At 61.6% G+C, this 23,265-nt stretch carries 17 protein-coding genes; 10 read left to right on the top strand and 7 right to left on the bottom strand.

Features of this window, described 5'->3' with window-relative positions:
• The first annotated feature begins 25 nt into the window (after positions 1–25).
• Positions 26–904: a DMT family transporter gene (locus tag K4A76_RS13710; RefSeq protein ID WP_009682408.1), complete on the top strand. Its 879-nt coding sequence runs from the start codon at positions 26–28 to the stop codon at positions 902–904.
• A 12-nt stretch (positions 905–916) separates the two neighbouring features.
• Here K4A76_RS13710 and K4A76_RS13705 read toward each other — a convergent pair whose 3' ends face one another.
• A complete protein-coding gene (locus K4A76_RS13705; RefSeq protein WP_054913790.1) occupies positions 917–1,825 on the bottom strand; it encodes a LysR family transcriptional regulator in 909 nt (302 codons plus the stop codon).
• A 363-nt stretch (positions 1,826–2,188) separates the two neighbouring features.
• Between K4A76_RS13705 and katG the strand changes: the two genes are divergently transcribed.
• The 3 genes from katG (at position 2,189) to K4A76_RS13690 (ending at position 7,291) form a co-directional block, all read left to right on the top strand.
• Positions 2,189–4,447, top strand: a complete 2,259-nt coding sequence (katG, locus tag K4A76_RS13700) for a catalase/peroxidase HPI (RefSeq protein ID WP_154211648.1) — start codon at positions 2,189–2,191, stop codon at positions 4,445–4,447.
• A 156-nt stretch (positions 4,448–4,603) separates the two neighbouring features.
• A complete protein-coding gene (locus tag K4A76_RS13695; RefSeq protein ID WP_274410484.1) occupies positions 4,604–5,815 on the top strand; it encodes a M24 family metallopeptidase in 1,212 nt (403 codons plus the stop codon).
• Positions 5,816–5,956: 141 nt separating this feature from the next.
• On the top strand, positions 5,957–7,291 hold the full coding sequence (locus K4A76_RS13690; protein WP_274410483.1) for an MFS transporter: 1,335 nt from the start codon (positions 5,957–5,959) through the stop codon (positions 7,289–7,291).
• 58 nt (positions 7,292–7,349) lie between these two features.
• Here the strand turns inward: K4A76_RS13690 and K4A76_RS13685 are convergent, their stop codons facing one another.
• Positions 7,350–8,357, bottom strand: coding sequence for a GlxA family transcriptional regulator (locus K4A76_RS13685; protein WP_274410482.1), 1,008 nt, complete (start codon positions 8,355–8,357; stop codon positions 7,350–7,352).
• 180 nt (positions 8,358–8,537) lie between these two features.
• On the opposite strand from K4A76_RS13685, the gene pssA reads away from it, so the two are divergent.
• Both pssA and K4A76_RS13675 read left to right on the top strand, forming a co-directional pair.
• Positions 8,538–9,866 (top strand): CDP-diacylglycerol--serine O-phosphatidyltransferase, encoded by a 1,329-nt coding sequence (pssA, locus tag K4A76_RS13680; RefSeq protein WP_274410481.1) that lies wholly within the window; start codon positions 8,538–8,540, stop codon positions 9,864–9,866.
• A 285-nt stretch (positions 9,867–10,151) separates the two neighbouring features.
• Positions 10,152–11,297, top strand: coding sequence for a GGDEF domain-containing protein (locus K4A76_RS13675; RefSeq protein ID WP_274410480.1), 1,146 nt, complete (start codon positions 10,152–10,154; stop codon positions 11,295–11,297).
• A gap of 349 nt (positions 11,298–11,646) precedes the next feature.
• Here the strand turns inward: K4A76_RS13675 and ppnN are convergent, their stop codons facing one another.
• Together ppnN and K4A76_RS13665 are read right to left on the bottom strand one after the other, a co-directional pair.
• Positions 11,647–13,020, bottom strand: a complete 1,374-nt coding sequence (ppnN, locus tag K4A76_RS13670) for a nucleotide 5'-monophosphate nucleosidase PpnN (protein WP_054913755.1) — start codon at positions 13,018–13,020, stop codon at positions 11,647–11,649.
• A 127-nt stretch (positions 13,021–13,147) separates the two neighbouring features.
• Positions 13,148–14,209 (bottom strand): YeiH family protein, encoded by a 1,062-nt coding sequence (locus K4A76_RS13665; RefSeq protein WP_274410479.1) that lies wholly within the window; start codon positions 14,207–14,209, stop codon positions 13,148–13,150.
• Positions 14,210–14,319: 110 nt separating this feature from the next.
• Here K4A76_RS13665 and K4A76_RS13660 point away from each other — a divergent pair, with 110 nt between their 5' ends.
• The 3 genes from K4A76_RS13660 (at position 14,320) to K4A76_RS13650 (ending at position 18,662) form a co-directional block, all read left to right on the top strand.
• Positions 14,320–15,192 carry a LysR family transcriptional regulator gene (locus tag K4A76_RS13660; protein WP_274410478.1) on the top strand — a complete coding sequence of 291 codons (873 nt, stop codon included), beginning with the start codon at positions 14,320–14,322 and terminating at the stop codon, positions 15,190–15,192.
• A 758-nt stretch (positions 15,193–15,950) separates the two neighbouring features.
• Positions 15,951–17,303 carry an MFS transporter gene (locus K4A76_RS13655; RefSeq protein ID WP_029887978.1) on the top strand — a complete coding sequence of 451 codons (1,353 nt, stop codon included), beginning with the start codon at positions 15,951–15,953 and terminating at the stop codon, positions 17,301–17,303.
• A gap of 96 nt (positions 17,304–17,399) precedes the next feature.
• Positions 17,400–18,662, top strand: coding sequence for an OprD family porin (locus tag K4A76_RS13650; RefSeq protein ID WP_115294230.1), 1,263 nt, complete (start codon positions 17,400–17,402; stop codon positions 18,660–18,662).
• 165 nt (positions 18,663–18,827) lie between these two features.
• On the opposite strand, the gene pncB is transcribed toward K4A76_RS13650, so the two are convergent.
• Positions 18,828–20,027, bottom strand: coding sequence for a nicotinate phosphoribosyltransferase (gene pncB / locus K4A76_RS13645; RefSeq protein ID WP_054882070.1), 1,200 nt, complete (start codon positions 20,025–20,027; stop codon positions 18,828–18,830).
• Positions 20,024–20,674 (bottom strand): isochorismatase family protein, encoded by a 651-nt coding sequence (locus K4A76_RS13640; RefSeq protein WP_009683721.1) that lies wholly within the window; start codon positions 20,672–20,674, stop codon positions 20,024–20,026. Before K4A76_RS13640 ends, pncB begins: the two co-directional genes overlap by 4 nt.
• Before the next feature lie 138 nt (positions 20,675–20,812).
• Here K4A76_RS13640 and K4A76_RS13635 point away from each other — a divergent pair, with 138 nt between their 5' ends.
• Positions 20,813–21,517, top strand: a complete 705-nt coding sequence (locus K4A76_RS13635; protein WP_047150249.1) for an NUDIX hydrolase — start codon at positions 20,813–20,815, stop codon at positions 21,515–21,517.
• A 138-nt stretch (positions 21,518–21,655) separates the two neighbouring features.
• Here K4A76_RS13635 and K4A76_RS13630 read toward each other — a convergent pair whose 3' ends face one another.
• The gene (locus K4A76_RS13630) at positions 21,656–23,068 is read right to left on the bottom strand and encodes a purine-cytosine permease family protein (protein WP_047150250.1); all 1,413 of its coding nucleotides are present in this window, start codon (positions 23,066–23,068) and stop codon (positions 21,656–21,658) included.
• Between the last annotated feature and the right edge of the window lie 197 nt (positions 23,069–23,265).

Below are 23,265 nucleotides of genomic sequence, written 5' to 3'. Positions count from 1 at the left end.
TGGCGGCGTCGTCATCGAGAGAGCCATGAGTTCCAGTACACCGTTGTCCGGCGTCAACAAACCCTTGCGTGGCATCGCCCTGGTGGTGGTTGCGACGTTCCTGTTCGCCAGCCACGATGCCTTGTCCAAATTCCTCGGCGGCCTGTACCCGATCGTGATGGTGGTATGGGCGCGCTATGTGGTGCATACCCTGCTGATGGCCGGCATTTTCCTGCCCAAGGCCGGCCTGAACGTCCTGCGTACCCGCCGCCCGCTGTTGCAGACCCTGCGTGCCCTGAGCCTGCTGAGCACCAGCCTGCTGTTCACCACGGGCTTGCAGTACCTGCCACTGGCCGAGGCAACGGCGGTCAACTTCCTGGCCCCGGTGCTGGTCACCGCACTGTCGGCGCCATTGCTCAAAGAGCGGGTTACCGTGGCGCAGTGGGTGGCGGTGGTGCTGGGTTTCATCGGCGTGCTGGTGGTGGTGCACCCGGGTGGGGCCATGTTTACCCCGGCGATTCTGTACCCGTTCGGCTCGGCGTTGGGCTTCTGCTTCTATCAGTTGCTGACGCGTATCCTGGCCGCGCATGACAGCCCCACCACCAGCAACTTCTATGCGGGGCTGTGCAATACGCTGGCGATGAGTGCGCTGGTGCCGTTCTTCTGGGAAGTGCCGCGCTGGGACCATGCCTTGCTGATGTTGGCGCTGGGCGGTTTCGGCATGACCGCGCACCTGTTGCTGACCCAGGCATTCCGCCATGCGGCACCCGCGTTGCTGGCACCGTTCAGCTATTGCCAGATCGTGTTCGCCGGCTTGCTTGGCCTGGTGGTGTACAGCCAGGTACCGGATACCTTGAGCCTGGTGGGTATCGCGGTGATCTGCCTCAGCGGCCTGGGGGCGGCGTGGATGCAGCGGGGCAAGTAAGCCTGGCCATCGTCAAGGCTGGCTGGCCATGAACTGCATGATGCGCTCGCGCAGCCAGCGCTCGGCCGGGTCGTTGTCCTGGGCGCCACTCCAGACCATCGACAGCTCGGCCTCGGTGATCTCGAACGGTGCAGGGTCGGCGCGTAGACAACTGTCCTCGACCAGTGCACAGGCAGCGTAGTCAGGTACCGTGGCGATCAGTTCGGTGTTGCGCAGCAGGGCGCGCAGGCTGCCGAACTGCGGCACGGCCAGCACCACTTTGCGGGATCGACCGATCCGCGCCAGGTCGAGGTCGATGTTGCCGCTCATGTCACCGGAAAACGACACCATCACATGCGGCCGGGCACAGTATTCGTCGAGTGTCAGCGGCCCCGGCCGATCGTCGGCGCGCAGCACTCGCACGCCGATATCGCGCAGCTTGCGGCGCTTGGCGGTTGCCGGCAGGTCGGTGGTGTAACTTACCCCCACCGAGATCTCGCCGCTGGCCAGCAAGCCCGGCATCAACAGAAAGTTGGCCCGCCGGACCACCACGCTGATGTCCGGCGCTTCTTCACGCAGGGCTTGCAGCAAGGCCGGAAACAGGCCGAACTCGGCATCGTCCGACAGCCCCAGGCGGAAGACGTTGCAACTGCTGGCCGGGTCGAACTCGCGGGCGCGGCTGATGGCCGCGGAAATCACATCCATGGCCGGGCCCAGCTCCGCGAAGATCTGCATCGCCCGTGGCGTGGGCTCCATGGCGCGCCCGTTGCGGATCAGCAGGGGGTCGTCGAACAGTTCGCGCAGGCGGGCGAGGGCGGCGCTGACGGTGGACTGGGTGATGAACAGCTTTTCACCGACGCGGGTGAGGTTGCGTTCGATCATCAAGGCTTCGAACAGCACCAGCAGGTTCATGTCGACGCGGCGCAGGTCGTTGCGGTTCATGAGGCTTGGGTTCCGGAGCTAAGGGTTTTGCGCTGTATTGAAGCATGGGCCGCCGCGTCGTGCCTTGTATGGATGTGCCGGCGGCCTGGTGGCTGAAGCTGCGGCGCTGAAAGAGCCAACCTATCGCGGCCAAACAGCCGCTCTATTAGACCTGCGCCCAGGCTCGGCTAGTCTTTCTCCTGGCCCCGCGAATTCCGCGCACCGGTGGGGGCAGCACGCCTGTGCAAGACCGCACCCACCCGTTGTGACAGCTTCGCGAGCCCCCGTTTACACCTGATCAGGCATGGCACGCGCGCCTGCTCGGCTGAGCGAACATCTGGCACAGACCGGAAATCTGGATAATCGACCTAAAGGTACCCGCAGATGTCGAACGAATCGAAATGCCCGTTCCATCAAACCGCAGGTGGCGGCACCACCAACCGTGACTGGTGGCCTGACCAGCTCAACCTCAGAATCCTGCACCAGCACTCGTCCAAGTCTGACCCGATGGAGCCGGACTTCGACTATGCCAAGGCCTTCAAAAGCCTGGATTTCCAGGCCCTGAAGCAAGACCTGACCGCGTTGATGACCGATTCGCAGGACTGGTGGCCGGCCGATTTCGGCCACTACGGCCCGCTGTTCATCCGCATGGCCTGGCACAGCGCCGGCACCTACCGCATTGCCGATGGCCGCGGTGGCGCAGGCTCTGGCCAGCAACGCTTCGCACCGCTCAACAGCTGGCCAGACAACGTCAGCCTGGACAAGGCCCGGCGCCTGCTGTGGCCGATCAAGCAAAAGTATGGCAACAAGATTTCCTGGGCCGACCTGATCGTGCTCACGGGCAATGTGGCGCTGGAGTCGATGGGCTTCAAGACCTTCGGCTTCTCTGGCGGCCGCGCCGATGTGTGGGAGCCGGACGAAGATGTCTACTGGGGCTCGGAAAAGGTCTGGCTGGGTGGCGATACCCGCTATGGCAAGGAGCAGGTCAAGGCCCAGCCGCCCGGGCAAGGGGACCTGGTGGCAGAGCCCGCCAAGCACCCACAGGAACAAAGCCGAGACCTCGGTGGCGAGCGTAACCTCGAAAACCCGCTGGCCGCCGTACAGATGGGCCTGATCTACGTGAACCCGGAAGGGCCGGAGGGCAACCCCGACCCGGTCGCCTCGGGCAGGGATATCCGTGAAACCTTTGGCCGCATGGCCATGAACGATGAAGAAACCGTGGCGCTGATCGCCGGCGGCCATGCCTTCGGCAAGACCCACGGTGCCGGCCCGGCCGACAATGTCGGCCCCGAGCCGGAAGCCGCTGGGCTGGAGCTGCAGGGCCTGGGCTGGGCCAACAGGTTGGGTACCGGCAAGGGCGGCGACACCATCACCAGCGGCCTTGAAGTGACCTGGACTTCGACGCCGACGAAGTGGAGCAACGAGTACCTGAACAACCTGTTCGACTTCGAGTGGGAGCTGACCAAAAGCCCCGCAGGTGCCCACCAGTGGACACCGAAGGAGGGCAAAGGTGCGGGCACCGTACCGGATGCCCACGACCCGGCCAAACGCCACGCGCCGTCGATGCTCACGTCCGACCTGGCGCTGCGTTTCGACCCGGTCTATGGGCCTATCGCCAAGCGCTTCAAGGACAACCCTGAGCAACTGGCAGATGCTTTCGCCCGCGCCTGGTACAAGCTGATCCACCGCGACATGGGCCCGCTGGCGCGCTACCTGGGCCCGGAAATGCCCAATGAAGAGCTGCTGTGGCAAGACCCGATCCCGCCAGTCGACCACCCGCTGGTGGGCGAGCAGGACATTGCCGCGCTCAAGGCCAAGGTGCTGGCCACGGGCCTGAGCGTGGGCGAGCTGGTGGCCACGGCCTGGGCTGCAGCATCGACCTTCCGGGGCTCTGACAAGCGCGGCGGTGCCAACGGTGGTCGCTTGCGCCTGGCACCGCAAAAAGACTGGGTGGCCAACCAGGGTACCGGCAAGGTCGTTGCCGCGCTTGAGCACATCCAGGCCGAGTTCGCTGCCAGCGGCAAGCACATTTCCCTGGCCGACTTGATCGTGCTGGCCGGTGCCGCTGCCGTGGAGAAGGCCGCCAAGGACGCCGGTCATGACCTGAGCGTGGCGTTTCGCCCGGGCCGTGCCGATGCTACGCAGGCACAGACCGACGTGGAATCGTTCGCCGTGCTGGAGCCGCTGGCAGACGGCTTCCGGAATTTCAGCAAGGGCCGCTACAGCGTCAAAGCCGAGAAGTTGTTGCTGGACAAGGCGCAGCTGTTGACCTTGACCGCGCCGGAAATGACCGTACTGATCGGCGGGCTGCGCGTGTTGGGTGCCAACCATGCGGGGAGCCAACAGGGCGTGTTCACCGACAAGGTCGGTACCCTGAGCAACGATTTCTTCCGCAACCTGCTGGACATGGGCGTGGAGTGGAAGCCGACTTCGGCAGACAACGAAGCGTTCGAAGGCCGCGACCGCAAGAGCGGGCAAGTGAAATGGAGCGCAAGCCGCGTTGACCTGGTGTTTGGGTCGCATGCGCAATTGCGGGCGTTGAGCGAGGTGTACGGCAGCAGTGATGGCGGCGCCAAGTTCGCGCGCGATTTCGTTGCCGCCTGGGAGAAGGTCATGGAACTGGACCGTTTTGACCTGAAGTGAGGAACCTGCGGGGGCTGCTGGGCAGCCCCCTTTGCCATTGGCGATCCCGCCAATTCCAGGTCGGATAGATACAAAAGTGCCCTTGTCGGTTCTGTTGCAATGCTTCTCAGGCGGCCGGCCTGAACAGCGTGCTCACATCGACAAGGAAACCCGACCATGCAAATGCCCAAGACCCTGAAAATCCGCAACGGCAACAAGGTGCAGCCGACCTTTTCTGCCCAGGAATATGCCGCCCGCCACGCCCGGCTGCGGGCGTACATGGCGGAACACGACATCGAAGCGGCCATTTTCACCTCGTACCACAACGTCAACTATTACAGCGACTTCCTCTATTGCTCGTTCGGCCGCCCCTATGCGCTGGTCGTTACCCAGGACAAGGTTGTCTCGGTCAGCGCCAATATCGATGGCGGGCAACCGTGGCGGCGTACGGTCGGTACCGACAACATCGTCTACACCGACTGGCAACGTGACAACTACTTCGTCGCGATCCAGCAGGCGTTGCCCCTGGCCTCGCGCATCGGGGTGGAGTACGACCACCTCAACCTGCAGAACCACGCCAAGTTCGCGGCCTGCTATCCGAAAGCCGAACTGGTCGATATCGGCGCGCCCTGCATGCGCATGCGCATGATCAAGTCGGCCGAGGAACAGGCGCTGATCCGCCACGGTGCACAGGTAGCCGATATCGGCGGGGCTGCGGTGGTCGAGGCACTGCGTGACCAGGTGCCAGAGTACGAGGTGGCGCTGCACGCGACCCAGGCGATGGTGCGCGAGATTGCCCGACGCTTCCCGGATGCCGAACTGATGGACACCTGGACCTGGTTCCAGTCCGGGCTCAACACCGACGGTGCACACAACCCGGTCACCAGCCGCCGGGTCGGCAAGGGGGAGATCCTGAGCCTCAACTGCTTCCCGATGATCGCCGGCTACTACACCGCACTGGAGCGTACGCTGTTCCTCGACCACTGCCCGGAGGCGCACCTGCGGTTATGGCAGGCCAACGTCGAGGTGCACGAAGCCGGGCTGAAACTGGTGCGCCCAGGCATGCGCTGCAGCGACATTGCCCGTGAACTGAATGACATTTTCCTGCGCCATGACCTGCTGCAATACCGCACCTTCGGCTATGGCCACTCATTCGGCACCTTGAGCCATTACTACGGCCGCGAGGCCGGGCTTGAACTGCGTGAAGACATCGACACAGTGCTGGAGCCGGGGATGGTGGTGTCGATCGAGCCGATGATCATGCTGCCCGAAGGCCGGCCTGGGGCTGGTGGCTATCGCGAGCATGACATCCTGATCGTCCACGACAGCGGTGCCGAAAACATCACCCGGTTCCCGTATGGGCCGGAGCACAACATCATTCGCAAATAAGACTGATGCCGGCTTTGGCGCCGGCACCCCAGCGCCCTGTGGGCGCCGGTGTGTCGGGGCCAAAGCCACTACACACAACAACAATATCCCGTATGACCACCACGCCCTGCCTCCAATTAGAACAACCATGGGGTACCCGTCATGTCCAGCACCACCCTTGACCCATCCGCCGTCGCTGGCGTTTCGCACAGCGCCGAACGCCAAGCCCTGCGCAGGGCTGCCCGGGCCAGTTTCATGGGCAACTTCGTCGAATGGTTCGACTACGCAGCCTATGGCTACCTGGCCACCATCATCGCCGCCACCTTCTTCCCGCAGGCCGACAAGGCCACCAGCCTGTTGGCAACCTTTGCAGTGTTCGCCCTGTCGTTTCTGGTACGCCCATTGGGCGGCATCGTCTGGGGCCATTTCGGCGACCGGTATGGCCGGCGCACGGCGCTGTCGTGGTCAATCCTGATCATGTCGCTGTCCACCTTCTGCATCGGCTTGCTACCCGGTTACGCCCAGATCGGTCTATGGGCACCGGCGCTGCTGTTGCTGATTCGCCTGGTGCAGGGGTTTTCCGCTTCGGGTGAGTATGCCGGTGCAGCAGCGTTCCTGGCCGAGTACGCGCCGCCGGGCCGGCGTGGCTTGTACACCAGCATTGTGCCGGCCAGTACCGCGGCGGGCCTGTTGTTCGGGGCAGCGTTCGTCGCGCTGTTGCATGAAGGGCTCAGCAGTGAAGCCTTGCACACCTGGGGCTGGCGCCTCCCGTTCCTGCTGGCGGCGCCATTTGGCCTGGTGGGGCGCTATATCCGCATCAGCTTGCAGGACACGCCCAAGTTCCTGGAAATGGAGCAGCGCCTGGAAAACAAGGCCGGCATGGCTCCGGCGCCCTTGCGCGAACTGCTCGGCCAGCATCGCCGCAGCCTGGCTATCGGCATGGGGGTTACCTGCCTCAACGCGGTGGCGTTCTATTTGCTGCTCAGCTACATGCCGACCTATCTGTCCACTGAAATGGGCATGAGCGAGCGGGATTCATTCATTGCGTCGACGGTGTCGCTGGCCACCTATATCGGCCTTGTTTTCCTGATGGGGCGGCTGTCTGACCTGTTTGGACGCAAGACCATGCTGGTGGTGGCATCGCTGTTGTTCCTTGGCCTGACCGTGCCGCTGTTCAGCCTGCTGGACGGGCAACCGCTGCTGGTGATCCTGGCGATTCAGATCCTGTTCGGTGCGATGCTGGCGATGAACGACGGGACCTTGCCGTGCCTGCTGGCAGAGCTGTTTCCCACGCGGGTGCGGTTCAGCGGTTTTGCTTTGAGTTTCAATGCGGCCAATGCGCTGTTTGGCGGCACTGCACCGTTCATTGCCACTTGGCTGATCCAGGTGACCGGCAGCAAACTGGCGCCGGCGGGTTACTTGCTGGCAGCGGCACTGGTGGCGCTGGTGGCCATGCTGATGTGCCGGGAAACAGCCCACGCTGCGCTGGAAGATTGAATCACCTGGCCCCCACATCGCGCAAAGGGTGCGAACCTGACCTAGCCCATGACCCCGGTCAGTGCAACGAGGCCTGCCGCCGCTCGCCCAGTGGTGACAAGCCGAAGAACCGGCTGTAGCTCTTGGAGAAATGCGCTGGCGAACTGAACCCGCACGCCAGCGCCACTTCGCGCACCTGCACATCGCTGCGCAGCAGCAGCTCCCGTGCGTGTGACAGGCGCAGTTCCAGGTAGTACTGGCTGGGGGTGCGTTGCAGGTATTTGTGGAACAGCCTTTCGAGCTGGCGCACGGTCACCTCGTTGAGGCTGGCCAGCTCTTCGAGGGTCAGCGGTTCCTCGAGGTTGGCCTCCATGATCGCCACCACCTGGCTGAGTTTGGGCTGGGCACTGCCGAGCAGGGTGCGCAACGGCACCCGTTGGCGGTCGCGCTCGCCACGCACGCGATCGCACAGCAGCAGTTCTGCCGCCTTGGCGGCGATAGCCTGGCCACCGGGCTCGCGGGCTACCAGTTGCAGCATCATGTCCATCGCCGCCACCCCGCCCGAGCAGGTATAACGGTCGCGGTCCAGCTCGAACAGCTGGCTGGAGATGACAATGCCGGGAAAATGCGCTTGCAGGGTTGGCAGGTCTTCCCAGTGGATGGTACAGCGGTAGCCGGTGAGCAGCTCGGCCCTGGCCAGCAGGTAACTGCCGGTGCAGATACCGCCCAGGGGCAGGTGTTGCCGTGCCAGGTGGCGCAGCCATTCGATCAGCGGGCGGTTGCCGCGGCCACGGTCGATCGGGTTGGCGCCTACCACCAGCAGCGTGTCCAGGGCAGGGGCGTTGGCGATGCTGTAGTCGGGCAGTACGCGCATGCCGTTGCTGGCCACCACCGGTGCCTCATCCGCCGCAATCAACACACTGCGAAACAAGGTTTGATGTGCGGCCAGGTTGGCCATGCGCAGGGGTTCGACGGCCGATGCCAGGCCGATCGTGGTGAAATTGGGCAAAATCAGAAAGCCGAAGGTCTTGACCGAACAACGCTTTACACTTGAAAGCGGCGGGTTTGCAGAAACGGGGTGGACCATTGCGCTGTACCTGTGCAAGCTGAGCCGTGGTTTGTCAGGGGCAGTGAAAAACAGGGCCTCGCGTGGTGCTTGTTGTTATAGGTCGTTGCCGGGTCGATCTTACACCCAGGGCGCAGCGGCCAGGAATGGCTCTGCCCGTTGGCAGGGCCGACAGTGATCGCATAGAGAAGGTGATTGTCAGTGAACCCCGAAACCTTGCTGGCAAGCCTGCCAGGCTACGCTATCGCACCTGAGTCGATTCAGGTGCTGCCCGATGCCAAGGCCTACCGTGCCTGCCTGCTCGAGCGTATCGGCATGGCCACCCGGCGCATTGTCATCGTGGCCCTGTACCTGCAGGAAGACGAGGCAGGCCAGGAAGTACTGGACGCCTTGTACCAGGCCAAGGCCGCGCGCCCAGGCCTGCAAATCACCGTCGTGGTCGACTGGTTCCGCGCCCGCCGCGGGCTGCTGGGGGCCGGGCGTCAGCCGGGCAATGCGGCCTGGTACCAGGCCCAGCGCCAGTTGCACGGGCTGGAGATCGCCATCCATGGGGTGCCGGTGCAGACCCGCGAGCTGTTTGGGGTGTTGCACCTCAAGGGCAGCATCATCGACGACTGTGTGATCTATACCGGTGCCAGCCTGAACAACGTGTACCTGCACCGTTTCGATCGTTACCGCCTGGACCGCTATCACCTGTTCCAGTCACCGGCACTGGCGGACGCCATGGCCGACCTGGTGCAGCGCCTGCTGCATCCGGCCGCCACGCCGCGTCTCGATCTGCCGGCGCCACCTTCTACCCGTAGCCTGCGCGGTGACATCCGGCGCCTGCGCGCGCGGATGCGGCGCATGGCCTATCAGGCCCCGGCCCCTGAGCCAGGGCAGGGCCTGCGGGTCATACCGCTGCTGGGCGTGGGTCGAGGCAACCGGTTGAACCGGGCCGTGTGCGCATTACTGGCGGCGGCGCAGGCGCAGATCATCATCAGTACGCCGTATTTCAACCCGCCACGTGTCGTGATGCGCGAGCTTGACCAGGCGTTGGCACGTGGGGTGCGGGTTGAGTTGATTGTCGGCGACCGCACAGCGAACGACTTCTATATCCCCCCAGGCGAACCATTCAGCGCCAGTGGCGCGTTGCCTTACCTGTACGAGGACACCTTGCGCGCCTTCGTTCGGCGCCGCCAGGCGGCGATAGCCAGCGGGCAGCTACAAGTGCGCATCTGGAACGATCCGGGGCATACGTTTCATGCCAAGGGGGTGTGGGTCGATCAGCGTTATTCGCTGCTGACCGGCAACAACCTGAACCCGCGGGGGTTCAACCTGGACCTGGAGAACGGCTTGCTGATCGACGACCCGCATGGGCAATGGTTGGCGCCGCGTGAAGCGGAGCTCGACGGGTTGCGCCATTTCGCGCCGCCGATCGATTCGCTGGAGGCCCTGGGGGTGAAGGCCGAACACCCCAAGGAAGTGCGCCGGTTCCTGCGGCGTTTGCGCTACAGCCGCCTGGAACCGTTGATCAAGCGGGTGTTGTGACACCGGCTGAAGCACGGCGCGGTAGCGCAACGATCTGGCGCAAGGAAATGGCTGCCTGGGCCTGACCGAGGGCTTCATGAAGGGAAGCTGACTGATCGTCAGGTCAGCTATTCAGCCTGCGATGATATCAATATGATGCTACCGCAGGCGTTCCTGCGGTTGAGCTATGATTTACGGGCTCCCGACCAGGGCCCCTCTGAAAAGTCATCACAAGCGCATACAATCGCGCCCTTTTCCTTGTTAACCAGATAGGCCAAAGCGTATATGGCGCTAGATCCACCTACGATGCTGACCATTTCGGTTGCCCTGGCAGCAGCGGCTGCCCTGTATTTGGCAATTGAGTGGCGCAGTGTTCGCGAGTCCTCGCTACTGTTCTGGAGCGCAGGCTTCGCCACCATCACGGTCGGTTGCGTGCTGGCCTTGTTGCGCGGGATCGGTTTGCTGTTCATTGGCATCTGGTTCGCCAATGGCTTGCTGGTAGTGGCCCATGGGTTCTTCTTGTGGGGTGTGCTGCGCTTTACCCAGGAGCGTTTGTCACGGGCCTGGCTGGTCATCGTGCTGGTCTGGTTCGCCCTGCTGCTGTTGCCCGTGGGGCCGCAGTGGTCGAAGGTGATGTTGATGGTCAACTCGTTGCTGGTAGCGGCGCTGACCCTCAAGGCGAGCTTCCTGTTGCGGCCGCATGGCAAGTCGTTGAGCGTTGGCGCGGTGCAGCTGCGCTACGTGCTGTTGCTCCATGGTGTGTTCTACGTGGTCAAGGCAATCATTGCGATTGCACCGGGTACCTTGATCGACCTGGTCACGTTTGGCGGGCTGATCATTCAGGTTTCGCTTGTGGAGGGGGCGATGGCGATCATGCTGATTGCCTTGTCGATGACTGGCACCGTGCGTTACCGACGCGAGGAGCGGATTGCCCGGTTGGCGGCACGCGACCCGCTGACCGCGCTGTACAACCGGCGGGCCCTGGAAGTGCGGGCAGCACCTTTTTTCAAGGACGTCAGCCCAAACCAACCTGGTGCATTGCTGCTGATCGACATCGACAATTTCAAGCTGGTCAATGACCTGCATGGGCATATTGCCGGGGATCGGTTGCTGGTCGCCTTGAGCGAGATGATCCGTACGGTGCTGCCGGAGCGCTCGTTGGCGGCGCGTTTGGGCGGGGACGAGTTTGTCATATTGCTCAGTGGCACCAGCAATGAGCGGGTGTTGGACCTGGGTGGGATCTTGCGGGAACAGTTCCAGCTGTATGCGGGCAAGACGGTGCCGACGCCGGAGGCGGTGACGCTCAGTATTGGCGCCAACCTGTTCGACCAGCCGCCGGCGAGTCTGGCGGCACTGATCGAGCAGGGTGATGTGGCGTTGTATCAGTCCAAGCGGGGTGGGCGGGACAGTATTCGTTTTGTCGAGCGGTCGATGGCGGGGGTTGGCCAGTGAGGCTTCAGCCTTGGTCAGCCCTGAGGCGATCCCTGTGGGAGATTCTATGGTTTCTGGCAAGGGTAGCCGGAGCATCTTCAGCGCCTGTGAGATCGAGCGCCGCCCGCGCGGCGCTTCGCGGGTAAACCCGCTCCTACATTTGTTTCGGGCCAGTATTGCCTGTGACAGGCGCGCGCGACCGCCTTGTTTTTACGACGCGATATCGTGGTGGGCGCCAAGGCGTTCGCGCGCAAATCCCACAGGCATAATTGGCCCGAAACAAATGTAGGAGCGGGTTTACCCGCGAAGCGCCGCGCGGGCGGCGCTCGACCTCACAGGCGCTGCATATCTTGTGGTAAACACGTCGCTGTCAGGTCACGACCTGATAGCACGGTACATACGCCGCCCCGCCCGGCAACTTCATCCGGTGCTGGTCGACGAACGCCTGCAGCAACCGCCCCAGCGGATCGAGCACAGCACTGTCGCCACGAATCTGATAAGGGCCGTGCTCCTCGATCAGGCGGATACCCTTGTCCTTGACGTTGCCGGCCACGATGCCGGAAAACGCCCGGCGCAGGTTGGCCGCCAGTTCGTGCGGTGGCAGATCGCGGCGCAAGTCCAGTTCTGCCATCGCCTTATGCGTAGGGTCGAAGGGGCGCTGGAAGCTCTCCTCGATCTTCAGCAACCAGTTGAAGTGGAAGGCATCGTTGCGCTCGCGGCGGAACTGCTTAACCGCCTTGAGCCCGTCGACCATGTGCCGGGCAACTTCTGCCGGGTCGTCGATGATGATCTCGTACAAGCGGTGTGCCGCCTCGCCCAGCGTGGCACCGACAAAGGCATGCAACTGCTGCAGGTAGGGTTCGGCACTGCGTGGGCCGGTGAGCACCACCGGGAACGGCAGGTCGTGGTTGTCCGGGTGCATGAGGATACCCAGCAGGTAGAGGAATTCCTCTGCCGTACCGGCGCCACCGGGGAAGATGATGATGCCGTGGCCGACCCGCACGAAGGCTTCCAGACGCTTCTCGATGTCCGGCAGGATCACCAGTTCGTTGACGATCGGGTTGGGCGCTTCGGCAGCAATGATGCCCGGCTCGGTCAGGCCCAGGTAGCGGCTGCCATGCATGCGCTGCTTGGCATGGGCAATGGTCGCGCCCTTCATCGGGCCCTTCATCACGCCCGGGCCGCAACCGGTGCACACGTCCAGCTTGCGCAGCCCCAGTTCGTGCCCGACCTTTTTGGTGTACTGGTATTCCTCGCTGCTGATCGAGTGGCCGCCCCAACACACCACCATCTTCGGCTCCACACCCGGGCGCAGGGTGCGGGCGTTGCGCAGCAGGTGGAACACGTAATCAGTGATGCCCTGGGAACTTTCCAGGTCGATGCGCTGGCTGGCCAGTTCGCTTTCGGTGTAGACAATGTCACGCAGGGCGCTGAACAGCATTTCGCGGGTGCTGGCGATCATCTCGCCATCGACAAAGGCGTCGGCCGGGGCATTCTGCAGCTCCAGGCGCACGCCACGGTCCTGTTGGTGGATACGCACCTCGAAATCCCGGTAAGCCTCGAGGATGGTCTTGGCGTTGTCGACATGGGCGCCGGTGTTGAGGATGGCCAGGGCGCACTGGCGGAACAAGGTGTAAAGGCTACCGGTACCGACTTCACTCAGTTGCTGCACTTCACGTTGTGACAGCGTCTCCAGGCTGCCTTTGGGGCTGACGGATGCATTGATGACATGGCGTTGAGGCATCTAAGTCTTTCCTGTGCGGGTAAAACATCCTTCTTGGACAACACCATACCGAGAAATGTGGGCGGCCACGAGGGGGGCGGTGAAAAACCTTTGCAGGGCTACGCCTGCTTCGCCGCCCGGTTGCCGATCAGCTCAACAACTTCTGCACCCCGAGGGTGATTGCCAGGCCGCCGCCAACCAGCCACAGGTTGAGCAGCGCCCCGGTCGCCAGCGCCCGTGGCCCGGCTTGACGAATCTGGCTCAAGCGCGTCTCCATGCCCAGCGCGGTCATCGCCATGGTCAGGGCGAAGGTGTCCAGGCCGTTGAGCGCCTGGGTCACGCTGTCGGGCAGCACCTGCAGCGAGTTCACCAGCACCAGGCCGAGAAAGCCGAAGGCGAACCAGGGCATGGCGATGCGGCCGTTGCCTTTGCCCTGGCCAGCCTGGCGCGAACGGCTGATCCACAGGCCGACCACCAGCAGCACGGGTACCAGCAGCATGACCCGGGTCATCTTGACGATGGTCGCGATGTGGGTGACTTCCGGGCTGACGTTGCTGGCGGCGCCGACCACCTGGGCCACTTCGTGGATGGTGCCGCCCAGCAGCAGGCCGGCACCCAAGGTGTCCAGGTGCAGCCAGCCAGCGTTGATCGCCAAGGGGTAGACGAACATCAACAAGGTGCCGAACAGCACCACACTGCCCACCGCCATGGCGCTCTTGTGCGGGGCGCTGCGCAGCGCCGATTCGAATGCCAGCACGGCGGCTGCCCCGCAGATGGCGCTACCGGCGGCCGTCAGCAGCGCGGTGTCGCGGTCGAGCTTGAAGACTTTCATGCCGCACCACAGGCCGATCAGCAATGTGCTGCCAACCACCAGCAGCGAGACGATTAGCCCCGACCAGCCTACCTCGGCAATTTCCTGCAGGCTCACCCGCAGGCCGAAGAACGCCACGGCAATGCGTAACAAGCCGCGAGCGGAAAAATTGATACCCGCGGCCCAGCTTGCCGGCACGCCGTCACGCAGCGCGTTGCCATACAGCGCACCGGCGACGATGCCGACAATCAGCGGGCTGATGCCAAGCCTGGCGATGGCGGGTATGGCCGCCAGTTGCGTGACAGCCAGTGCGAACAGCGCGACGAACAGGATGCCATTGAGCCGCCCTTTGGTAGAAAGGGTAGGGGTGTAGGCAGGATGGGACGGTACCGTGGCCATGTGAGTCCTCCGGGCAATGATTCGACGAGGCCTACGTTAATCCGGTTATAAGCTTATAAAAAATCGTAATTTGGGATGGCAAATATCCGCTTTGCTGATATTTTGAGTTCATGACCCCAGAACAGCTGATAACATTCGCCACCGTTGCCGAGCATGGCAACATCAGCCATGCGGCCCAGGCCCTGCACCTGTCGCAGCCTGCGGTTTCCGGGCAGCTCAAGCTGCTGCAGGAGGCGTTCGGCGAACCCCTCTACCAACGGGCCGGTCGTGGCGTGCGCCTGACAGCGGCTGGCGAGCAACTGCTCGCACACGCCGAGCGCCTGCGCGATACCTTCCGCCAGGCCCAAGCCCTGCGCGAGGCCATGCGCGGGTTGGAGCGCGGCACCTTGCGCATTGGCGCCAGCACCACGCCCGCCAGTTACCTGTTGCCTTACCTGATTGCCGATTTTCATCGGCAGTACCCGGACGTGCTGGTGACGACCTCGCATGGCAACACGGCGGAGATCGTGGCGGCACTGGACAGCGTTGATATCGCCCTGATCGAGGGGCCACCCGGCCATGAGTTGCCCCTGGGCACGCACACCACGCCGTGGCACGAGGACGAAATCGTGGCGATCGTGCCGCGCGGGCATCCCCTGGCAGGCACGCGCAAGCAGCCATTGGCGGCGCTGGGGGCCTATCCGTTGGTGTTGCGTGAAAGCGGCTCGGGGGTGCGGCAGGTCGTTGAGCGGGCATTCGCACGTGATGGCGTAGCCATGCGTGTGGCGCTGGAAATCGCCGGTGTGGAGGGGGTGAAGGAAGCGGTGCGTGCCGGCATGGGCATCGGCTTTGTTTCAGCCATGTCCATACGCCACGAAGACGGTGCTTTGCAACGGTTGCAGGTGCATCCCCATGCATTGGTGCGTCGTTTTTCCATATTGATGCCGCACGCCGCTACGCCCTCGCGGGCGGCGGCGCGGTTTCTGGCGTTGTGCATGGCATAGCACAAAACGTCGCCCGCACCGATACTCCCCCTCACCGCTCTATCACTGCAAGTGAGTGGACAATCCTTCTGAAGTTATCGATCGTGAGTGGCAAATCCGGTCACAGATTTTGGGCGCTTTTACCATTGTCACGCACGTCATTCGAAGGCGATTATTTTTCTGACGCTTCAGCGACTTCTCCCCAATAAGAACAAATCAGAGGGACGCATCGTGATGCCTTGTAACTTTCCTGCGTTACCTAGCTTTGGCTATCAGCATGTTGTTGATCTTCAGACATGTGGACCCTGGTTGTCTGTGAGTGCATGTATTGAACGCTGTGATTGCAATGCTCAAGCTGACCAAAGCGACCTCTTTGGCGAAGGCTCTCACGGTGTCAGTACACACTGCACATTTGAAGACCTGATTGCCCGCACCCGTTTTAATGATTGCTCTCCCAAACGCCCGAATTAGGCGAACTCGACTTCTGCCTCTCCATCATCACCGTTCGAGACCAACAGGCGTGACGTGAGTGGTTGTGGTGGCCGGAAAGAATGTCCCTGACCGTGTCAGCGCCAAGTGCTGGCTCGCTACCTCGCGTTTATCAAAATAGTTACCGCAAGTACTTCGGCTTCAGGCATGGGGCTGGTGCGTAAATTGTGCCTGGTCTGAAAGACAGTCCTGGCAGTTTCATCCAGACAGTCGAGCATGTTGGATTGGCCTGCGATCGCGACACGTAAGTACACTTCAGTAGAAAAAAATAAGATTGAAGGAGATACGGTATGAGTGCTTTGAATGTGTTCACGTTGGCCGGAGAGTCTAAGTTCAATCGCTTTCATGGGTTGATTCTTTTTTGGTGCGTGCTGATACTGATCATTGATGGTTACGACTTGGCGGTGGTGGGGGCAGCACTGCCAGCCATCATGGTTGATATGCAAATTGACGCAACCAGTGCCGGCGTTATGGCTGGCTCAGCCTTGTTTGGCACCATGCTGGGGGCAATTTTCCTGGGGACGCTGGCAGACCGTATAGGTCGGCCAAAGATGATTGCAATCTGTGTGGCTCTCTTCAGCCTATTCACTGCTGCCGCCGGTTTTACTGACAATCCGTTAACCTTTAGCATCCTGCGCTTTATCGCAGGGTTGGGGATCGGCGGTGTGTTGCCTATCTGCACGGCGCAGATGGGAGAGTTCTCGCCCATGAAGGTTCGCACCCGCTTGGTGACCCTCGTTTTCGCGGGCTATTCGGTGGGCGGAATTTTGGTAGCGCTCACGGGTAAGCAACTGATTGAAAGCTACGGCTGGCAATATGTTTTCTACGTAGCAGCCCTACCAGTCTTTTTGATTCCTTTCATATTGAAGACCATGCCCGACTCTATCGGCTTCCTGTTGAAGCAAGGTCGGGAAGACGAGTTGAAAATCATTGCACGTCGTCTTCGTCCCGAACTTATGATCAAGGATGACACTACGCTTGTCGGTAACCCTCATATTGTTGCCGAGCAAGACAAGCCTGTACGAAGCCTTTTCCAGGAAGGGCGTGCCTACAGCACCGTCATGATCTGGCTGGCGTTCATTACTGGGCTTTTCATGGTATATGCGCTCAACTCATGGCTCACCAAGCTCATGGCCATGGCGGGTTTCAGCCTCGGTTCCGCCCTGAATTTCGTTATTGTGTTCAACCTCGGGTCGATATTCGGTGCACTTTTCGGTGGCTGGCTCAGCGATAAATTCAGCATCAAGCAGGTGTTGGTGGTGTTTTACGTGGTCGGTGCAGTTGCACTCACGCTAATGGGTTACACGCGTTCTACTGAACTGCTCTTCGTCGTCGTGTTCATCGTGGGTGGCTCCACGCTCGGTACCCAACTTCTGGCCTATGCGTATGCCGGGGATTTTTACCCCCCCACCATCCGTTCAACGGGTGTGGGCTTTGCGTCGGGGGTCGGTCGTATCGGAGCGATAGTCGCGCCCGTTTTGATTGGGGCACTCGTATCGATGGCCTTGCCGCTGGAGCAGAACTTCATGGCAATCGGCCTTGCCGGTCTGGTAGGTGCTGTTGCTGTGACCCTGATCAACCAGTCGCGCGCGGACTCCACGGTGGTGAGGAACAAGGTCATTGTTTCACACGATCTGACCTGATATCGGCGCTGTAGGCAGGGGGTCAACGTTCATCATTTGCATGGGGGTGACCTGCGGCTCATGCACAAACACACAACAATAATAAGGGTGCCTGTGATGGGTGGTTTTAATAAAAAGTCATTAGCCTGTTCTGCTGCTCTGCTGGTGACGCCTTATGTTTCTGCTGCGTTCGTGGAAGATTTCAAAGGTGGTCTCGAACTTCGAAACTTTTATTACAATCGCGATTTCCGTAATGATGGGGCTGCGCAGTCCAAGCGCGATGAGTGGGCACAGGGCTTTATCCTGAACCTGCAATCCGGCTTCACAGAAGGCCCCGTGGGCTTCGGTATCGACGCCATGGGCTTGTTGGGGGTCAAGCTTGACGCTAGCCCTGACAGAACGGGATCTGGACTATTGCCCTTCGATTCCGACAGAAACGTGGAAGACGAGTATGGAAAATTCGTGGCCACCGCCAAAGCCAGGGTAGGCAAGACTGAGTTGAGAGTAGGAGGGCTAAGTCCTCTGATGCCTTTACTCTGGAGCAATAACAGTCGCCTTTTGCCTCAGGTTTTTCGCGGGGGTTCTCTGACGGTCAACGATATTGATGCATTGACGGTTACGGCCACAAGGGTCAACGCTGTGAAACAGCGTAACTCTACCGATTTCGAATCACTCACGGTATTTGGCTATGCCCCGGTCGAAGCTGACCATTACAATTACATTGCCTTCGATTACAAAGCTGATAAGGACATGCGACTTAGCCTGCACGCCGCCGAACTTGATGATCTCTACAAGTCCTACTTCGGCGAAATCAAAGTCAGTCGGCCGTTTTTGAAGGGGGATGTCATTGCGGATGTTCGCTTTTTCGATGCCAGCGAAACCGGCGCCAAAAAACTGGGTAGCGTAGATAACCGGACACTGAGTAGCTACGTTGCTTATAGCATAAATGGGCACATTATCGGGGGCGGCTATCAGAAGGCGTGGGGCGACACGCCATTTGCGTTCATAAACGGCACAGATACCTACCTGTTCGGTGAGTCGCTGGTCAGTACATTCACTGCGCCCAACGAGCGTGTCTGGTTCGCCCGATACGATTATGACTTCGCCGCGTTGGGCGTGCCTGGATTGCTTTTCACCACCCGATATACGAAAGGCGATGATATTGATCCTGCTCTGCTAACAACCCGCCAAGCCGCTTCACTTCGTCAAAATGGGAGCGAGGGTGAAGAGTGGGAGCGAGTGACCGACCTCTCTTATGTCATCCAGAGTGGCCCAGCCAAAGGCGTCTCTTTTCAATGGCGTAACGCTACGAACCGATCGACCTATGCGGACAGCGCCAATGAAAATCGATTGATCATGCGTTATACCTTCAATTTCTAACGTGTTAAGGCGGGCCGCACAGATTAGTCGGCCCGTTTCAGCTTATGCCGCCGGAGGGTTTATTGGCAGCTTCCTAGGGTGGGGGACAGGAGGGGCCGCAGGTGGACTGACAGTGCCGGCCTGGTGGGCGCAAGATCACCCGCGATGAAGCCGGCACAGCCGCCATCAATTCACCTTGAAAACGTGTTTCATATAGGCCACGAAATTCTCGTCCCGGCACTGGGTCTTGCCAGGGCTATCGGAAATTTTCGCCACCGGCGCCCCATTGCACGCGGTCATCTTGATCACCATGTTCATCGGCGCTACCCCCGGGATATCGCACGTCAGCTGGGTACCAATGCCGAAGCTCACATTGATCCGCTCATGCAACGCCCGATACAGCCCCAGCGCCTTGGTAAAATCCAGCCCATCGGAGAAAATCAGGGTCTTGCTCTTTGGGTCGATCCCCAGCCGCTCATAGTGGGCAATGGCTTTTTCCGCCCACGCCAGTGGATCGCCAGAGTCGTGCCGCAAGCCATCGAACAGCTTGGCGAAATACAGATCGAAATCGCCGAGGAAGGCATCCATGGTAATGCAGTCGGTCAGCGCTATGCCGAGCAGCCCACGGTACTCCCTGACCCAGCATTCCAGCGCAGCGGCCTGGCTGTCGACCAGGCGCGGGCCCAACTGCTGGTGTGCCATGAACCATTCGTGGGCCATGGTACCCAGGGGCTTGAGCTCGAACTCACGCGCCAGGTGCACGTTGCTGGTGCCAACGAAGCGCCCCGGGAAATCATGCTTGAGGATGTGCACCACTTCTTCCTGCACCCGGTAGGAGAAGCGCCGACGCGTGCCGAAGTCCGCCAACTGGAAACCGGCCAGCTCTTGTGCACTGGCCTCGGCTTTCAGCCAGTCGAGCTTCTGGTACAAGCGCTCGCCGACCTGTTCGATCACCACGTCACGGTAGCGGTAACGGTTGCGCACCTCGCTGATGATCGCCAGCAGCGGGATCTCGTAGAGAATCACGTGCAACCAGGGCCCGCGGACGCGCACTGCCAGTTGCCCGGCGGCGTCCAGGCCCACCTGTACATAGCGCAGGTTGAAACGGAACAGGCTTAGAAAGCGAATGAAATCCGGTTTGAGGAAGGGGATTTTCTCCAGATAGGCCAACTGGTCGTGGGTCACCGTGACCTCGGCCAGCTGTTCTACCTGGTAGCGGATTTCAGCCAGGTAGGGAGACAAGTCTTCGTCGTTGCGGCAACGAAACTCCCACTCCACTTCGGCGTTGGGGTAGTTGTGCAGCACTGCCTGCATCATGGTGATCTTGTAGAAGTCGGTGTCCAGCAGGTTCTGGATGATGCGTGGGCCGAAAACACTTTCGCTCATGGGCGTTGTTCCTTGATCAGGGCAAGCTGGTGGTCGAGCGCGGCTTCGTCGCCGCAGAGGATGACCCCCTCGGCGGCCAAGGCGCCGCACGCCTCGATAGCGCCTGCCTGAGTCAGCGCACGGCAGGCCGGCAGGTACAGCAGCACCTCGAAGCCGGCCTGGCGCAGTTGCCGGGCGGTGGTCTTGACGCAGTAGTCCAGGGCCAGGCCGCCGACGATCACCGCGCCGACCTGCTGCACCTTGAGGTATTCGATGACCCCCGTGGAACGGCGCTCGGCGAGGTCGTGATAGCAGGCGCCGTAGGGGTGCAGGTCGGGCTCGACACCCTTCCACACGAAGTAGTCGTAATCGATGGGCGCCGGCAGGCCAGGCAGCAGCTCGAACCCAGGGGTGCCGGGGACGCAGTGGCTGACCCAGGTCAGGTCGGCGTTGGCCATTTGCAGGGGCTGCAGCATGTGCGCCGGGTCGGCGACAACCCAGGCGGCATTGGCCGGGTGGGCGTCTTTGCTGCCCAGGCGCAGGTCGGCGCGCAGGGCCATGGTGTTGAGGTCAACCGCAATTTCATGGCCTTCGGGAACCGGGAGTTCCTGCGGCGCGTTGCCGGTGAAGCCGTTCTGCGCATCGACATCGAAACTGGCGATTTTCATGGCGGTTCTCCTTGCTGGACTCTCCACATAATCTACCTGGTGATCTAAGTATGTCAAGCGTCTATCCCTATGGATTTGCTTGTTGATTTACTTAGTGTCTCTGGTGGATTATTAGGCCAGTGAACGAGGAGCAACCCGGTGAGTACAGTTGAAGTCCTGGCCAGTGTCGATATCGTGACCCTGCGCCTGGCCCCCGATGCGCAGCATCTGCAAGTGTTGTTGCACCGCCGTGAGCGCGAGCCGCACGCCGGCCAGTGGGCGTTGCCGGGGGTGATCGTCAATGGTCGAACCCCTGACATCAGCCTGGAGGCCGCGGCCGAGCGCGCGTTACGCGAAAAAACCCGGCTGGTGCCGTGCTACATGGAGCAGGTGGGTACCGAGGGCAATGCGTTTCGCGATCCGCGGGGCTGGTCGCTGAGCACCTATTACCTCGCCTTGATCGGCCCTGGGCAGGCAGCCTTGGGTGAGCAGTTGGCGTTTTTCGACCTGGACAGTGTGTTGGCGCGCAAGGTGCTCTTGCCTTTCGACCACACGTTGCTGGTGGAGCGGGCCCGCGAGCGGCTGGCGGCAAAGACCGTGTACAGCAGCCTGCCGCTGTACCTGCTGGCGGAGAAATTCACCGTGCTCGATGCCCTGGGGGCGGTTCAGGCATGCCTGGGGCAGACGGTGAACAGCACCTCGCTGCGTAAGCGCCTGGAGCGCTTGCGTGAGCTGGGGTGGGTGAAGGACACCGGGGAGAAGAACCAGCCCAGGCTGGGCCGGCCACAGCAGTTGTATCAGCACACGCCGCTGGGTGGGCGGGTGTTCATGTTTGATCGCAGCTTGTTGCCGGAGGGAGGTTAGAGTTCGGCTTGAGGGGCAGGGGGCGCTGCGACCGAGCGCCCCACCTGCGGTGCTCGGTCATGTATGGGTCAGCTTCCGGCATCGGAGCTCCCAGCGATGGTGCACAACCATCTGCTGGGATTTGCCGGCGCAGCAAACTCAGTGCCCCATGGCCAACTTGGCACTCAGCTGCCGGCGCCGGTAAGCACTGTCACGGCTGGCCAGCCACCAGTACAGCGGCGAAGTCACCGCCAGCCCTACCAGCCACGACAGGTCGGCGCCGTTGATGTGCTCGGAAATCGGCCCCACGTACAGCGGCGTGTTCATGAACGGGATCTGCACCACGATACCCACCGCATAAGCGAGCAGTGCCTGCGGGTTGTAACGGCCATAGATACCGCCATCGACCTGGAAGATCGACTGGATGTCGTAGTCGCCCTTGTGGATGGCATAGAAGTCGATGAGGTTGATCGCCGTCCACGGCACCAGCACCACCAGCAAGACCAGCACCATGTCGACGAAGTGGCCAATGAAGTCCGCCGAAGCGAACACGGCGACCACGCAGCACGCCGACAGCACGATCAGCGACAGTACCGCGCGGCTCTTGGCGGTCGGGATCCAGCGGTAGGCGAAGGTTTGCACCAAGGTGATGATCGACAGCACCGCGCCATACAGGTTGAGGGCGTTGTGGCTGATGACGCTGAGCAGGAACAGTACCAGCATGACGGGGCCGAGGGTCCCGGTGGCCAGTTTGACCGCATCCATGGTGTCCATGCCGGCCGGAATGGCCAGTACCGCCACGGCGCCGAAGATGAACGACAGGCTCGAACCCAGGGCCGAGCCCAGGTAGGTGGTCCAGAAGGTCGAGCTGACTTTCACGTCTGCCGGCAGGTAGCGTGAGTAGTCCGACACGTAGGGCGCAAAGGCGATTTGCCACAGCGCCGCCAGCGACACGGTGGCCAGCCAGCCGGCCAAGTTGAAGCTGCCGCGGCTGAGGAAGTCGTCGCTCTGCACATGGGTGAAGATATAGCCGAAGCCGACCACGATGCCGATACCCAGCACCCAGGTGCCGATGCGGTTGAGGACGTGGATGAAGCGGTAGCCGATGATGCCGATGATGCCCGAACCCAGCGCGCCGATGACGATGCCGACCGGCACCGGTACTGCGTCGACCACACCGTGCAAAGACTTGCCGGCGAGCACGATGTTGGAGGCGAAGAAGCCGATGTACATGACCCCGGCAATCACTACCACCAGCAGCGCGCCCAAGGTACCGAACTGGGCACGGCTCTGGATCATCTGCGGGATGCCCATTTGCGGGCCCTGGGCCGAGTGCAGGGCCATCAGCACGCCACCGAGCAGGTGGCCCACCAGGATGGCGACGATGCCCCATACCAGGTTCAGGTGAAACAGCTGCACGCCCAACGCGCCGGTGACGATGGGCAACGGCGCAATGTTGCCGCCGAACCACAGCGTGAACAGATCCCTTACCTTTCCATGGCGGTCTTGCGGTGGCACATAGCCGATCGTGTGTTTTTCTATGAGGGGTGCCGAATTGGCTGCACTGGTCATGACTGACTCCAAGGCAAGGTAGGGCATTGGCAACTGCCCGGGTGCGTGCCGGCGATGGGCGACGCGTTCTTGTTGGAGCGATGATGCGGGCCGCTGGGGTAACGGGAAATTAGTAAATATGTACCTTTAAGCCTTAAAAAACCTAAGGCTGACAAAAGCTTAAGCGGCTGACGGTAGCAAGGAGGGTGCCAGTTGGC

This window comes from Pseudomonas sp. NEEL19 (genome assembly GCF_028751975.1).
Classification (GTDB): Bacteria; Pseudomonadota; Gammaproteobacteria; order Pseudomonadales; family Pseudomonadaceae; genus Aquipseudomonas; species Aquipseudomonas juntendi.
Note: the sequence above shows the minus strand (reverse complement) of the source record. Positions and strands in the feature narration are given on the sequence as shown.